This window comes from Dellaglioa sp. CoH-57-MRSF-22 (assembly GCF_056781895.1).
Genome location: NZ_JBXAXT010000003.1, coordinates 208,507 through 224,372, shown reverse-complemented (window position 1 = coordinate 224,372; position 15,866 = coordinate 208,507). Strand labels below are relative to the sequence as shown.

The following is a 15,866-nucleotide window of genomic DNA, read 5'->3' as shown; positions in this document are numbered from 1 at the left end:
GTTTATGAATGTGGCGTATCCGCTAATGTCCATGTTATTTCCCCTGTATAGTCCCCTGCTTTAAGCAAAGGGTTATTTCCATTAAGTTGAACGATAATTCCTTTGTCGTTTGCCCAACTTACTTCTTGAGTTACCTCAGATTGCCCTGAACCAACTTCTGCACTGTTTGATTCTATATCTTGCGATTGACCAGATGCATCTATATATGTCAATACACCATTTAACTTAACGTTAGCATCGTTATGCTCCGTTAACGGTGTTGTAAGTTGAGCTGTTAAGGTCCAAGCTTGTTTACCCGCGTTAGAAACTTGTACGCTATTAACATGAGGATCAGGGTCACTACGTTGAACTTTAAAGTCTTCTCCGCTGTAAGGTAACGTAACACCTAAAAAAGAACCGTAATTAGTTGCCCCAGGTCCTTCTGTAATTTTCAATCCACCTGTAACTTCAATGTTAATGGTCTTTTTTAAACCATCCGAATTTTTGATAACTGCCTGATAAATACCATCAGTTGAAGTTTGTTTAAGTGTCGTTGAATCAACGCTTACTTTAGATTCAGCACCAGTTGCTAACAACCATCCTTTAGCTTCACTAGTCTTTAGAATTAATGCAGTCAACTCATCAGTTGTTAATTTTTGAATATCTGCCTGCTTTACGCCAAATCCTTTTGCATAAAGGGCAGAGACTTTATCAGTTGCAGTGTCATCATCAGTTACAGTAACTGGTACAGCTACTTTTGCGATTTCATTTGGTTTAACTGCAATATCTGTTAAAAGCATATCTTGGATGTAAAATCCTACTGTTTTATTATCAAGTGGTTTACCTGATGGATTTGTCCCATCAACAGTTAGTGTATGTGCATTAACTGTTGGTTGATTAATAATTGTCAAATCTTTAATCAAATCCGTCTCGCCTGTCTTAACCGTATCGCCAACTTTGATTGTTTGTGGGATAGCAATTGCGCCTAATTTGAATACGTTAACAGTTATAGTAACTGGTTTTTCTTGACGGTTATTACCTGGATCAACTGCCGTAACTAATAGTTCATTTTTACCTGGACCTAGTTTAGACATATTAACTGGTACAGAATACGGTGTAGGATTCTTCACATCCACTGTAATAGTATCGTAAGGATTCTTTTCTGACGTTCCATCTGGATACCCGATTTCAATATTTCCTTTTGTATCATCTGAATCAGTAACATCTCCTGTAATCTCAACACCTTTTTGATCAGCGTAACCGTTAATTATTGTATTTTTAACTGTCGCAACGGGAGGAGTACTAGGTGTTGTCTCTTTATAAGTAAGGTAAGACCCATTAACAAGTGTTGCACCTGGAGCTAAATCAACTTGATTAGCTTTCATAATGTACGCACTATCATCACCAATTGTTTTACTTGGATTACTAATATTTTCAATTCCAATATTAGTGTTTGCTGCTGAACCTTCCATACCTGTCCCGGCTACCCCCCCTTTAAAGTAGTTATTAAAATTAGCGGGGTTTAGAATCTTATCTTGAGAACCGCCCGTATAATTTGTCCAACCACCCAAAGTAGCATTAGACTCTGGATCTTTCAATCTCACATCCAAAACATGCTTCTGACTAGTACTATCCCCAATCATTTTAAAGCCATCATTAGGTCCAATACTCTGTAAAGGAACTTTATCAGAATCTACAAAAGTATCATTTGTTTCCAAGGCACCTATTTTTTGTGAATCTGAATTATTATTTGTAATACTAAAGTAACGGTAAATACCACCAGTCCTACCATATACTGATTCAAAAGTATAACTAACTTTGTACTTACTATCATACATAGTTGCTTTAAATCCCGTGTTCATACTATTTTTATAAAGATGATAATCAGTAATTGACCCATCTAAAAGTCCACCCTCGATACCAGAAATACCGTTGTCTAGGTAAGCTTCATTCACATTATAACCACGAGCTATTTTGTCGCCCATAATCAGCCCGTGTATAATCGATGGACGCGGATTTTTTCCGGTAGTATACGTATATGACCAAGATGGTAAATTAGGTGAACTATTATTGCTTGCTCTATCTGCGTCATTATTATTCGTCAGTTCACTAGGCTGAAAAGGTTCAATACTATTTCCAAAGTACATAACTGGTTCATTAGGCTTATCAGATCTCCCCGATTGTGAAACAAACGTCTTTGCTACATCAGCTGCGTAATCTTTTGTTTCCCATTTAACAGTAGGTAGAATTTCATCTTTTGGTCCAACATATCCAGCTGCTCGAGTGGTAGCTCGAGTACTTCGTTTAGTTTTTTCTGATGATTTAGCTTTTATTTTTAATTCACTTTTTTTAGTTGTTGATTTAGTTTCTACAGATTCACTTGATAGCGCCTTTTTTTCTGATTCACTTGATTCTTTAATCGTTAACTTACTTGATGTTTCATCTGATGATTCGCTTGACATACTGCTCTCATCGGTTTTAGCAAACACACTAGGTTCTCTATGGCTAGCTCCCCCAGCTAACAATCCTGCAAAAACAGCACTTGTCATAATTGTTGCCGAAACCCATTCTTTTTTTCTGTTTTTATACTCTCTCATTTTTTAGCCCTCCCCAATCCTTGCTTTTAACTTATTAATTATTTTATCAATTTAGTCTATTTGATTTCACTAACATATTGCCAATTCACTACTATCCCCTATTTATCTAGCTATTTCTATTAACTTTTATCAAATATACCTTTTAGCAAAGTTAAAAATTCAACATGTACATGCTTTGTCTTTGATTAACATGTACATATTATATCTTCAATGGTGTACGATGTTAAATCAAATTTTTTATTTTTTTAAAAATATTTGAAAATTAAACAAATAATAATTATTCATAAGTTTTATCTCATCATAAAACGAAAATTATTAAGCCACTAAAATACGAATAAAATTTAGTTATCATTAATTTTTATTAAAAAAATCCATATCAATACTTAGCAGTATTGATATGGATTTACTATTATTTGGGATTGTTATTTAGTTCATAATTAAACTGCTAAAAATATTCAAATCATTTAAGATTAAATTAGAAACTATAACATTAAGGTGTATTCTCTAGTGTCCATGTTATTTCCCCTGTATAGGCTCCAGCTTTAAGTGATGTATTACCTCCGTTAAGTTGAGCGACAATTCCTTTATCCTTATCCCAACGGACTTCTTGAGTTGCCTCAGACTGTCCTGAACCAACTTCTGCACTACTTGATTCTATATCTTGTACACCATTAGCTGAATTTACATACTCCAAAACACCAGTTAACTTATCATTAGCACTATCTGTCAAACCTTTTGTAAGTCGAGCAGTTAATGTCCAAGCTTGTTTACCTGCATTAGAAATATTCACACTGCTATTGGTACTAGAATCACTACGTTGGAGATCAAAATTTTCTCCACTGTAAGGTAATATCACGCCACTGGAAGAACCATAGTCAGTTGCAGTAGGTGCTGATGTAATTTTTAATCCACCTGAGACAGTAATCACAATTTCTTTTGTTTGACCATCAGAATTTTGGATAACTGCTTTATAAAAACCATCACCTGAAGTTGGTTTAAGTTCTGTTGACTTAACACTAACTTTAGATTCGGCACCCGTCGCTATCAGCCAGCCTCTAGCTTTACTATTATTCAAGATTAATGTATCTAAATCACCAGTTGATAAGTTTTGAATATCCGCTGTTTTTAATTCAAATCCCTTGGCATAAAGAGCAGAAGTTTTGTCAAATGCAGTATCACTATCAGTTACGGTAACGGGTACAGCTACTTTTGCGATTTCATTTGGTTTAACTGCAGTATCTGTTAAAAGCATATCTTGAATGTAAAATCCTGCTGTTTTATTATCAAGTGGCTTACCTGATGGATTTGTTGTATCCATTTTTAAGGTATGTGCATTAACTGTTGGTTGATTAATAATTGTTAAATTCTTAATTAAGTCCGTTTCGCCTGTCTTAACCGTATCGCCAACTTTGATTGTTTGTGGGATAGCAGTTGCACCTAATTTATAAAGATTGACTGTTACCGTAACAGGTTTTAACTGTTCTACTTCACTATCGTCAACAGCTGTCACTATTATCTTATTTGAACCTAATTTTAATTTAGAAGTGTCAATGTTTGCACTATAATCAGCACTAGTATCTACCTTACCTGTGTCGTACACATTCTCTGTTGTTCCTGACGTTGACCCATCTGGATAGGTAATTTGAATATAACCTTTACTGCCATCCTTATCTAAAACCGTTCCTAAAACTTTAGGCCTATTAGTTTGACTTGCATAAGCATTAATCGTTTGTTCTTTTACACTTGCAACAGGTGCAACAGCTTCCTTATAAGTTTGATAAGAACCCGTTACGAGTGTTCCTCCTGGTTCCAAAGTTTTCGGATTAGCTTTTATTATGAACCCACTATCGCCTTTAAATGGGTTATCTGGATTCTTAATATTTGAAACGGCAATAATTTTATTATGTGGTGATTTTTCCATTCCAGTTCCAAGTGCACCACCATTGAAATAATTATTTAAATAACCAGTATTCATAACATTTGGTTCATCTCCGCCTGTGTAATTCGTCCATCCACCTAATTTGGTATTATTTCTTGGATCATTTAATTTGAAATTTAAACTATGTGCTGACCCAACCATTTTGAATCCTTCATCCGGGCCTAAGCTTTCAATGGTAACAGCATCCTCATCAACGAATGTATCGACGCCCTCAATAGCTCCAACTGCACGAGCCGTTGTGTCATTGTTAGTAATACTAAAATAGCTATAAACACCGCCACTAGCATCATAAACTTCCTCAAATGTATAACTTAATTTATACTTTGTATCATACATAATTGCCTTAAATCCAGTACCTGTTTTATTTTTAAAAAGTTGATATCCAGTGATATCCTTACCTTTAACTGCAGATTCAATTGTATAAGGAATTGATGAAAAGGATGATACCAACCCGTATCCACGATTACCTGGGACACTATTATTAATAATAATTCCATAAGATTTCCTTGGAACAGGATTTATTCCAGTATCAAACATGTAGGCCCAACCAGACTTATTAAGACCACTGACGGGATCATTATTTAATAACTCATTCATTTGAAAAGGAAAATAATTATTTCCAAAATATAATACAGGTTCGCCAGGTTTATTCTGTGAACCCGACTGTGAAACAAATGCCGTTGCTGACTCCGCTGAATAATCTTTTGTTGTATCCCAGTAATCATCAGGAAATACATCATTTGCTGGTCCAACATACCCAGCTGCTCTAGTACTTAGTTTAGCTTTTGCTGACGGTTTAGCTTTTGTTTTTGATTCACTTTTTTTTATTGTGATTGATTTAGTTTTTAGAGAATCACTTGATATCGCCTTTTTTCCTGATTCACTTGTGGCGTTATCTGATGACTCACTTGACATACTGCTCTCATCAGTTTGAGCAAATACACTAGGTTCCCTGTGACTGGCCCCCCCAGCAAATAATCCTGCAAAAACAGCACTTGTTATAAGTGTTGCTGAAATCCATTCTTTTGTTCTACTGTTATGTTTCCTCATCTTTTATCCCTCTCTAATGCTTAATTATCTTATTTATTTGGTCTTACTATCATATCGTTAAGTCATTGTCATCCCCTATTTTTCTAACAATTCCCATTAACTTTTAGTAAAGTGAAGATACAATATGTACATACTACATCTACAATTATTATGTACATATTGTATCTTCAATGGTGCACAATGTTAAATCACATTTTTTACCTTTTTAAAAATATTTGAAAATAAAAAAGTTATTAATTAAAAGATAATATCCCTTAATTAATAACTTTTTCATTTAAATTATTTAATTTTTTGTTGATACTTTCTTTTTAATCTTCGATTAATCCATAATATAACAAAAACATTAACGATTATCAGTACGAACAAGAGTAATATCCAATAGATCCAGTAATTTGTTTGATCGATTGTAACATCCTTCTCATTCAATATTCTTGCTTTTGATCCACTTACCGTAAATTTCTGTTTAAAATGCCATGCCTGATTTTTAGAAGTCATCTCTGCACTAAGTTCGTAGGTACCACTTTTGAGTAATTCACCAGCAGCTAATGGAATTGGAAAGGTAACCGCACTGGTTGGGGCAATTTGCATGTCCTTATTACTTGCTCGATATAATACTTTTGAACTACCTAACCGTCTGACTTGTGTATTTATTTGAACTTTATTTAAAAACATAGCGCTCTGATTTTCAAATCTCGCAGCAATCACATTACGTGCATTAATTTGTGTGATATCAACCGTTTTTAATTTTACTTGTGCGCTAGTTACAGGTTGTTCTCCATGGAATATTACCGCAGTCGTATATAAATAACGATTATCAATAACCGCTCGTTCTGACTTTGTTTGAGACTGAGCATCATTGTCTTCAATCACCGATATACCTCCCGCAACGACACCTGCAAAAGTCGTATTGGGTAACGCAACATCCAAAGTAACTATTTTTTCACTTTTTGCAGGAACAGTTATACGATTCTGACGAGCTCTAACTGCTTTTACCACTGAGAACGGCTGTTGTGCCAATACTTTACTTTGTGATTCCGCGTACTCCACAACCCCATTATAGTTTGTTGTTGCATCCTTAATGAGGACTTCAAACGTTAGTGATTTATCAATAAGATTAGCTACCTTAATTTTCAGCTGTGTTTTAGTTCCTGGTGCTGCTTTTAAATCAAAATAAGTTTTTTTCTTATCTAATTGATAGTCAGATATCATAGGTTGAACAGAAAAGTCAACTTGGCTGGCATTAACCTGCTTAATGTCCACTCCGAATAAAAATAAAATACTGAATAAAAATAAATAGCCGAATCTTTTAATAAATTTTGTGGTTATCATTTCATTATTATTCATTTGATGGCACATCATTTAATGACCATGTAATTTCACTACGATAGACATCTGTCATCTTAGTTGCCTCACGGGGAATATTCAAAGCGATACTATTTCCTTTAGTTGCCTCATTCCCAAAACGGTAAACCCAAGTGCCGTATCCTTCATCACCTTTTGCGGCAACGACTACTTTATTAGCTCCTACAGACAAATCAAAATTTTTCTTATAAAATCCAGGTTTTTTATCCGCAGAAATGGAAACAAGTTCACCATTACTAAAACTAAGATAGGCACCCGTTAACGATTTATGCGTCTCTTCAGATTCAAATTGGCGACTCTGTTTAGCTTCAAGCACCCAACCATTTTCAGTTCCGCTAAAATTTGAAACTTGAACGTAATTGGGTGTGCTTGCCCCTGTTGCCATATCTTGCGCTTTGGCATAACTTTTTTTATCATTCGAATCAATTTTAGTTGTATTGAAACTAAGGGAAGAAGCAAAATCGACTGTTGTTGCTCCAGATTGAAAATCCATAGACAAATCGGATTGCGCACTACCACGATTAGTTTTCGCCGCTTGAATCGTTGCCTCAGATGCAGTCATATAGAGACCTAATAGTGTTACAAAGGCGCTTAATACTATTTTATTCATAAAGATTTCCCTCTCCCTGTCTAAAAAAATTACTCTTCTGTTATTTCTATAATTTGAATACATATATTAATGACATGTTATTTTATATCACCACTTTTGTCAATTTTTTTAAAAATATGATAATTATTGATTCTAGATTTATATGCAAACCGTTGGCAATTCCCCTATAATGGATAGTACATACTCTTTAATGAGGAGGAATCGCGATAAATGGACTTTATATTTAACAAAGATGATATTCGTAAGTTAGAATTATTTTCTTATCTTGAGAATACTTATGACCAATCTGCTTCGCAAACAGACATCCAAAAACATTTTAAATGGTCAAAATATTATACAGCAACAACTATCAAGTCTTTAGAAGAAGATCTTGTCACTGAAGGATTAGACGATTACTATTTATTAAAAGTTAGCAATAACAAAGTAAGTCTACAAAAAAATGGCTTAGATTCCATCGATCACCTATTACTTCTATACGCTAAGCAGTCACCTCAATTTTTGATGCTGAATGCGCTATTTACTAACCCTAATTTTAGTATAGAATCCTTCACCGAATCGTTATTTTTAAGTGAAGCAACTGGTTATCGGACCAAGAAATTTTTAGATGATATGTTACAAAAATTAGGCTTTAAAATCACTAAAAACTTCCAATTAGTAGGTCCTGAAGAAAATATTCGCTTATTTTTTTATAACCTTTATTTAGCTGTCTATAAGAACTACAACTTCCCATTTAATGAAGAAGTTGATCGTAATTCTAGTTTATTTTCTAACCAATTAATTTCTAGCTTAAATCTTGATCTCACACAAATACAATTATTGAAACTAAAGTATTTTTCAGCTGTTCTCATACAAAGTTTAGCTTCTAATCGAAATGATACTAATCGTTTTGCTGATGTTAATTTTGCTAATTCAGACTCAATCATGTCCAATATTCAAGACTGTCTTCAAGAAAATCCAGGTATTAATGGACTTACGGATGAACAGTTATCAATTGAAACAGTATTTGTTCTAAATTTCCTTTATATGGAAGACATTGTTGACGTTACATTTAATAACTCATCTTTCTTTTCACAAATTGAATCACTCAATAATTTTGTTATTAAAGACTTACAAAAGTTCTTTGATATCACATTAAGTGAACAAAGTTATATGACATTATTTGACGAATTATCTCGTATTCATTTTTCTAGTTACCATAGTGCCCAAATTGATTTTAGTTGGCAAGTTGCCGTAGATAATACTATTTTAAAAGAAAATTATAGTTGGTTTTATATCTTCGTTGACCAATTGATAACTAACTTAACAACGAATGTACCGGATATTTTCAAAGAAAAAAACATTAACATGGCCCGTTTAAAATCAGAATATCTTTTCTTATTCATTCGTTATATTGATTTACCAACCGTTTCAAAACCGGTGCATATAACAATTGATTTTTCAAAAGGGAGTAACTACAATGATTTAATTCACAAAAATCTTGATTCAATGCCCTTCTTTAATTTGGAAGTTAACTACAAATTAACAGATCAAACCGATATTTACCTTTCTGACTTCTTGATGGCAGATGTCCCCAGTCGCTACCTAATCTGGAATAGTCCACCATTAGCTTCTGATTGGGAGATATTTGCTAATATGGTTGTGGCTATTCGAACAGATAGTCAGGAGGATATCACTAATGCATAAAAAGTTTAGAACATCCCGCCTAACTAGAATTTCCTTAGCCTCAATCGTAGCTAACTTGTTCATTTTATCCATGTATGTACCCAAACAAATTAAAGCAACACCGCGAAGCGATAGTGAAGATTCTCGTGTAGCTCCTGTGAATCCAATGGATCCCAGAAAAAATGCAGAACCTGTGTCCCCTAAGGTTTCGGCACCTAAAAAACAAAAACCTCGTAAGGTTAAGAAAAAAGTAACAGATAAATCACCAATCGCTTTTGTTTCAACGCAACATTCTGTAACACCTATTAAACCACCTGTAGCCCTTTCAGTATCTTATTCTGGCTACTTGGTTCGTCATTTATCAGGGAACCTACTCTATGGTTCAAAAACAAGGTCATCAGATGCGATTATTTTAAAAGAAACTAAAGAATAAATTTAGTTTATTTTATTTGACCTTTTTTGACCAAGGGTTTAAACTAGCATTACATTAGTTCAAATGCTAATATAAAAAAAGTAAATAATAATAAATTCGGAGGTTTCTAACTATGAATATGGTTCCTACAGTTATCGAACAATCTGCCGGTGGCGAACGTGCCTATGATATCTACTCTCGTCTTTTAAAAGACAGAATCATTATGTTATCTGGTGAAGTTAATGATGATATGGCAAATGCTATTATCGCTCAATTACTTTTCTTAGACGCTCAAGACTCAGAAAAAGATATTTCAATTTACATTAACTCACCCGGTGGTTCTGTTTCAGCCGGTTTAGCTATCTACGATACAATGAACTTCATCAATGCTGATGTTCAAACAATCGTTATGGGTATGGCTGCTTCAATGGCCAGTGTATTGGCAACTGCTGGTACAAAGGGTAAACGTTTTGCATTACCTAACTCAGAAATTATGATTCACCAACCACTTGGTGGCGCTCAAGGTCAAGCAACAGAAATTGAAATTGCTGCTGCACATATCTTGAAAACAAGAACATTGATTAACCAAATTTTAGCTGATGCAACTGGTCAAGATATTAAAGTTATCGATAAAGATACAGATCGTGATAACTTTATGACTGCTGATCAAGCAAAAGAATACGGTTTGATTGATAAAATTATGACTAACAAAAAAGGGCTTAAATAAGCTTTAACGTTTAAGGACACTAACAAGTTAACTTTTGTTAGTGTCCTTTTTTTGAGCGGATAATTATTCAGATGAACCCGTCTTATGCTATACTGACGCTAATAAATGAAGACTGGACTGATAAAAATGGATATTTCAATTATTGATGCTTCAAAAGTAAATCGGGACTTTGGACTTGTGATTGGTAACTCTGACGCGCCAAAAACAATTATTGAGTTTATTAACCTACGTTGCCCCTACTCAAAAGAATGGTTCGAAAAATCTAAAGAGACTTTAGATTCTTATGTTGCAAACGGACGTGTAAAACGTGTCATCAAACTTTTTGATAAAGAAAAAGAATCCTTACAACGTGGTAATGTTGCTCATCATTATCTTCCTTTAGATAATCCGCAAAAATCTTACGATTTAATAACTGAATTATTTAAAACGCAAGATACGTGGAAAGACTTAACACTGGATGAGGTTGCTGCCTATATGGAAAAGACCTTTAGTTTAACTGACGTTTCTGATAAAACTTACATTAACTCAATTATCGCTGAAGCTAACGACGCAAATATTCAATTTGTACCAACCGTTATCGTTGACGACCATATTTTTGATGAATCAATTGATCTAGCTACCTTAAAATCATATTTAGATAAATAAAAAATACGCATATAATTAATAGCTAAGATAAAAGCTATCAGTTATATGCGTATTTTATTTGGTTAACCTTTTAATCCTTTAGATTGTCTGACCATATCTTCAACAACAACATCAAAGATTTCTCCAAGTCCAGCACAATATTCTAATATTTCCCACGGCGCATTCGTATGGAAATGCAGTTTCATTAAATCAGAATCTCCCGCAACAAGTAAACTATCACCTTTGAATTGACGTAAAATCTTATCGTTCAATTGGTCCTCGTCTAATGTACTACCTTCTATTAGTAGTTGCGTATCATATTTAAATGTTATCATGCTATCTCACCTCTTTAAAATTTCGTTTATTTTTCACCAATTCGAACTTTTTCAGCAAATTCGTTAATTTTTCGTAGCCGATGATTAATCCCAGATTTTGAAATTGGACCACCTGGTACTAAATCACCTAATTCTTTCAAACTAACTTCTTGATGAACCAGACGTGTTTCAGCAACTTCTTTTAATTTAGAAGGTAATTGCCCTAAACCAACAGAATGTGCAATAAACTCAATATTAGCAATTTGTTTATTCGCAGCATCCGCCACTTTATTCATATTAGCTGTTTCGCAATTAACCATGCGATTAACTGAATTACGCATATCGCGGACAATCCTAATATCTTCAAACTTCAACATAGCCGTTGTTGCGCCAATTAATGACAAGAAATCAGCAATTTTTTCTGCTTCTTTTAAATAAACGATATAACCACTTCGACGTTCAGTCATTCTAGCGTTGAATCCAAATTTATTAATCATTTCGCAAATTGTTTGATTATGTTCTTCATAGACTGAGTAAATTTCCAAATGATAACGGCTTGTTTCAGGATTATTAACAGAACCACCTGCCAAAAATGCCCCACGTAAATATGAACGCATCATCATATCATCATGGGCCAACAGATCCATTGGTACACCCATTTTAAGTTGCATATCTTCAATGATATCCAGGTCTTTTAAAACAAAATCACTACCTGTTTTTAAACGTACAATATAAATATTATTTTTCTTTAATTTCATTTTACGACGAACTAATAGTTCACTTGTAATGTCATAAAATTCATTTAAAAGTTCATAAATCCGTCTCGCAATTGCGGGATTCTCAGTCTGAACATTTAAAACAAATTGATGATTAATAATACTCAAAGACCCATTCATTCTAATTAACGCCATTAACTCTGCTTTAGCATTATTTTTTCTGACTTTGAGGGTCGTTAATTCTTTTTTCACTTCACTTGCATATGACATTCTTTCACCTTATCTCTGTACTAAATAGTCTTTCTATGTCTTAATTCGCGATTTGGTCGACCAACTAAACGGATTAATTCTTCAACGACTTTATTGCCATCATGGAAGACACCTTGATCTTTTAATTTTAAGAAGTTAGATGAAATCACTCGACAATGTTGTTCCCTTAATCCATTAAAGTCATGTTCAACTTGAATTAAATTCTCATCATATTTTTCTTTATCCATATAACCTTCAGGAACCGGTGCCGTATTCACAAGCACTGTATTCACAAAACATTTACCTAGGTGCCCATTCAAAATACGCACATGATCAGCATCAGTAAAATGTTCTGTTTCACCCTTTTGCGTCATAATATTACAGATATAAACAACTTCTGCTTTTGTTTCAGACAGTGCCTTACCCACATTACCAATAACTAAATTAGGCAAAATACTTGTGAACAAACTCCCAGGTCCAAGGACAATTTGGTCTGCTTCAAGAATAGCTTGAACAACTTCTGGTACAGCTTCTGGCACACTAGTTTCACTTTTTTCACTTGAGGTTACCCAAACACGCTTAATTGATTTTCTAGCGGCAGTTATTTCTGCTTCCCCCGCTAAAAAAGTGCCATCAGAAAATTCTGCATTTAATACTAACGGTTCATCCGCAACGGGATAGACATGTCCATCAACTCTCATCATTTCTGATAATTCTTGGACAGAAGCAAAAACACCATTTTTCATTTCAGTTAGTGCTGCAATAATTAAATTACCAATCGCATGTCCTGCAAAAAATCGATCGGACGTATCAAACCGATACTGGAATATATCTAAATATATTTCTGGTAACTCAGATAATGCGGCAATAACATTACGAATATCACCAGGCGGCACAACATTCACGTAATCTCTGATAATACCTGACGAACCACCATCATCAGCAACCGTTACAATCGCCGTGATATCAGCATTTTTATCTCTTAAACTTTTTAAAATAACGGGTAGCCCTGTTCCGCCACCAATAACGACTATCTTAGGTCTATGTCCACTTCTCGTCATGATCGATTGACCGATTCTTTACTTTTATTAATATCACGGTGTGTAACGTTCACCGGATAGTTAATTTTCAATTCTTCACTCAATCTTTTAGCTAAAGCAACTGAGCGATGTTGTCCACCAGTACAGCCAATCGCAATCGTTAAATTGGTTTTACCTTCAGCTTCGTAGCCAGGTAAAATTGACTCAATTAACGATTCAAATTTGGTATAAAAACCTTCTGTAGCTGGTTGTTTCATCACATAATCATAAACTGCCTTATCTAAGCCAGTTTGTGGTTTTAATTCTGGAATATAGTGTGGGTTAGGTAAGAAACGGACATCCATCACGATATCTGCATCGATAGGTAGGCCATATTTAAATCCGAATGATAAGACTTCAACATGAAAATTAGCTGTTTCTCTGGTTTCAAAATTATGAAAAATCTCTTCACGTAACTGACGTGGTGACAAATTAGTCGTATTAATCACTAATTGTGCTTGTGTTTTAATATCATTTAATAAGTCACGTTCTTTTTCAATGCCATCCATCAGACGGCCTTCCATTGCTAACGGATGCGCACGTCTTGTTTCTTTGTAACGAGAAACTAATTCTGCATCTGATGCGTCAAGAAAGACAATTTTAGTGGTTACAAATTCAGTGTTATCAAATCCTGATAACATTTCGATAATTTCATCATAAAAAGCTCTTGATCTTAAATCCATAACAAGGGCAATTTTTGAAATTTTACCTGACTCTTTTACCAACTCCCAGAACTTAGGTAATAAAGTTGGTGGTAAGTTATCAATACAAAAATAACCTAAATCTTCAAAACTTTGCATTGCGACCGTCTTACCGGCCCCACTCATCCCTGTAATTACAACTAGCTCTAACGTATCTGTCATATTCATTCCTCCAAATCTACTATAATTATTATAACATACCTGGTGTTTCTTTTGTATCTGCGCACAAAAAAAGAGTTGTTTCCAACCCTATATCGTTTCACCAAATATTTTCATTTTAATTGCTTGGCCCGTTGGTGTACTAGCTAATCCACCAATCCCAGTTTCTCTAAGCGAGCTCGGCATACGTTCGCCAATGTCTTTCATAGCCATAATAACTTCATCAGCTGGTACTTTGTTAGATAATCCAGCAAGTGCCATATCTGCTGCCGTTAAAGCATTCACGGCTCCTATTGCATTTCGCTTGATACATGGAATTTCAACTAATCCAGCAACTGGATCACAAACCAGTCCCAATAAATTACTAAGTCCCATCGCAAAAGCCTCTGCACATTGTTCCGGCGTTCCACCAGTAACCTCAACGGCGGCAGCTGCTGCCATTGCTGATGCACTGCCGACTTCTGCCTGACAGCCACCAGTCGCTCCGGCAATCATGGCATTATTTGCCACGATCATTCCAAAGGCACTTGACGTAAATAAAGCTTGTAACATCTTTTCATGTGATAAATTTAATCGTTTTTGTATCATGAAAATAACCCCAGGCAACGTTCCAGATGAACCTGCAGTCGGTGTCGCACAAATAAGTCCCATCGAAGCATTGACTTCATTAGTCGCAATTGCATATTGCATCGCCTCTAAGTTAGCATCCCCAGATAAAGAGTGCCCTTTCTCACGATATTTCCGTAGTAAGACCGCATCTCCACCCGTTAATCCCGTTGCTGAAGAAACGCCTTCACCATTTGATCCCTTTTCAATCGCTTGCTTCATCACTTCAAGATTAGCAGACATTTTTTCAATGATAACGTCTCTAGTTTCACTTGATTGCGCCATTTCTTGTTCAATCATTAATTCTGAAACTAATTTGTGTTCTTTATTAGCAGTTGAAACTAACTCAGCAATACTTTTATACAAGATGGAACCTCCTATTTTAAATAAATGAGATTGTGCGTTAATAATCGCAGTTGCTTAATATCAGTCTCAGTAATATTCTTGGATAAATCATATTCATACATAATATCCTCTGGCATTAACTCAGATTCACTTTGCATAACAATAGTTGTCGATTTTTCGATTTGTTTTTGAATTTTATTTTTATTTACTGGATTAGCTTCCAACACTAGTATCGGTAAACTACCCTTTGGAAAAAATTGTTGTTTTTTTATAGTGAAAGCCCTAATTTCAATTGTGCCACCACCAATTGAGCAACCCATTAATTCGATTTTTTTTGTCTCATTTTCAATCGTTAATTTAACACTATTCGGATGGTTAATTGGACTTGGGTGTGCATCTTCAATAAACTGAATCTCAATCCCCATTTTTTCCGCAATCTGAATTGACTGTGGGCAACGGACATCATCAGGTTCAAAGCCTAATACCCCAGCAACGGTCGCAAAATCAGTCCCGTGCCCGCGATGTGTTTTTGCGAATGATTCATAATAGCGAACTTTTAATTTAGTGATTCTCCCATTAAATAATTGAAATCCAACCTTACCGATTTTAGCGGCACCAGCTGTATGTGAACTAGATGGTCCGATCATAACAGGTCCAATAATATCAAAAACACTCTTATAGTTATTGCCCATGGTCAGCCGTTCCTCCAATTTATTTTATGTCTTCTTTAAAGTT

The 15,866-nt window shown here is 34.8% G+C and carries 14 protein-coding genes; 4 read left to right on the top strand and 10 right to left on the bottom strand.

The features are described 5' to 3' along the window. Positions 1-2 precede the first annotated feature (2 nt). The 4 genes from AC1RPR_RS04795 to AC1RPR_RS04780 form a co-directional block, all read right to left on the bottom strand. On the bottom strand, positions 3-2,576 hold the full coding sequence (locus AC1RPR_RS04795; RefSeq protein WP_481761470.1) for a hypothetical protein: 2,574 nt from the start codon (positions 2,574-2,576) through the stop codon (positions 3-5). A gap of 490 nt (positions 2,577-3,066) precedes the next feature. Next, complete coding sequence (locus AC1RPR_RS04790) at positions 3,067-5,565, bottom strand: hypothetical protein (protein WP_481761471.1); 2,499 nt, start codon at positions 5,563-5,565, stop codon at positions 3,067-3,069. 279 nt (positions 5,566-5,844) lie between these two features. Next, positions 5,845-6,909: a WxLIP family cell surface protein gene (locus tag AC1RPR_RS04785; protein ID WP_481761472.1), complete on the bottom strand. Its 1,065-nt coding sequence runs from the start codon at positions 6,907-6,909 to the stop codon at positions 5,845-5,847. Then, positions 6,902-7,537: a WxL domain-containing protein gene (locus AC1RPR_RS04780; protein WP_481761474.1), complete on the bottom strand. Its 636-nt coding sequence runs from the start codon at positions 7,535-7,537 to the stop codon at positions 6,902-6,904. Before AC1RPR_RS04780 ends, AC1RPR_RS04785 begins: the two co-directional genes overlap by 8 nt. 210 nt (positions 7,538-7,747) lie before the next feature. Here AC1RPR_RS04780 and AC1RPR_RS04775 point away from each other — a divergent pair, with 210 nt between their 5' ends. From AC1RPR_RS04775 to AC1RPR_RS04760, 4 genes are all read left to right on the top strand, one after another. Then, positions 7,748-9,220: a helix-turn-helix domain-containing protein gene (locus tag AC1RPR_RS04775; RefSeq protein WP_481761475.1), complete on the top strand. Its 1,473-nt coding sequence runs from the start codon at positions 7,748-7,750 to the stop codon at positions 9,218-9,220. Continuing rightward, positions 9,213-9,632: a hypothetical protein gene (locus tag AC1RPR_RS04770; protein ID WP_409022196.1), complete on the top strand. Its 420-nt coding sequence runs from the start codon at positions 9,213-9,215 to the stop codon at positions 9,630-9,632. The genes AC1RPR_RS04775 and AC1RPR_RS04770 overlap by 8 nt, the downstream gene beginning before the upstream one ends. Positions 9,633-9,744: 112 nt before the next feature. After that, positions 9,745-10,338, top strand: a complete 594-nt coding sequence (gene clpP / locus AC1RPR_RS04765) for an ATP-dependent Clp endopeptidase proteolytic subunit ClpP (protein WP_409022195.1) — start codon at positions 9,745-9,747, stop codon at positions 10,336-10,338. A gap of 126 nt (positions 10,339-10,464) precedes the next feature. Next, positions 10,465-10,983 (top strand): DsbA family protein, encoded by a 519-nt coding sequence (locus AC1RPR_RS04760; RefSeq protein WP_481761625.1) that lies wholly within the window; start codon positions 10,465-10,467, stop codon positions 10,981-10,983. A 62-nt stretch (positions 10,984-11,045) separates the two neighbouring features. Here the strand turns inward: AC1RPR_RS04760 and AC1RPR_RS04755 are convergent, their stop codons facing one another. The 6 genes from AC1RPR_RS04755 to AC1RPR_RS04730 all read right to left on the bottom strand — a co-directional run bounded on the left by AC1RPR_RS04755 (position 11,046) and on the right by AC1RPR_RS04730 (position 15,823). Further along, positions 11,046-11,297: a kinase to dihydroxyacetone kinase gene (locus tag AC1RPR_RS04755; RefSeq protein WP_481761476.1), complete on the bottom strand. Its 252-nt coding sequence runs from the start codon at positions 11,295-11,297 to the stop codon at positions 11,046-11,048. Positions 11,298-11,323: 26 nt separating this feature from the next. Further along, on the bottom strand, positions 11,324-12,262 hold the full coding sequence (gene whiA / locus AC1RPR_RS04750; protein WP_409022193.1) for a DNA-binding protein WhiA: 939 nt from the start codon (positions 12,260-12,262) through the stop codon (positions 11,324-11,326). A 20-nt stretch (positions 12,263-12,282) separates the two neighbouring features. After that, positions 12,283-13,302, bottom strand: coding sequence for a gluconeogenesis factor YvcK family protein (locus AC1RPR_RS04745; protein WP_409022192.1), 1,020 nt, complete (start codon positions 13,300-13,302; stop codon positions 12,283-12,285). Continuing rightward, positions 13,299-14,183 (bottom strand): RNase adapter RapZ, encoded by an 885-nt coding sequence (rapZ, locus tag AC1RPR_RS04740; RefSeq protein WP_481761477.1) that lies wholly within the window; start codon positions 14,181-14,183, stop codon positions 13,299-13,301. Before rapZ ends, AC1RPR_RS04745 begins: the two co-directional genes overlap by 4 nt. Positions 14,184-14,270: 87 nt before the next feature. Then, on the bottom strand, positions 14,271-15,152 hold the full coding sequence (gene sdaAA, locus AC1RPR_RS04735) for an L-serine ammonia-lyase, iron-sulfur-dependent, subunit alpha (protein WP_481761478.1): 882 nt from the start codon (positions 15,150-15,152) through the stop codon (positions 14,271-14,273). A gap of 11 nt (positions 15,153-15,163) precedes the next feature. Further along, positions 15,164-15,823 carry a serine dehydratase beta chain gene (locus AC1RPR_RS04730; RefSeq protein WP_481761479.1) on the bottom strand — a complete coding sequence of 220 codons (660 nt, stop codon included), beginning with the start codon at positions 15,821-15,823 and terminating at the stop codon, positions 15,164-15,166. Positions 15,824-15,866: the final 43 nt, after the last annotated feature.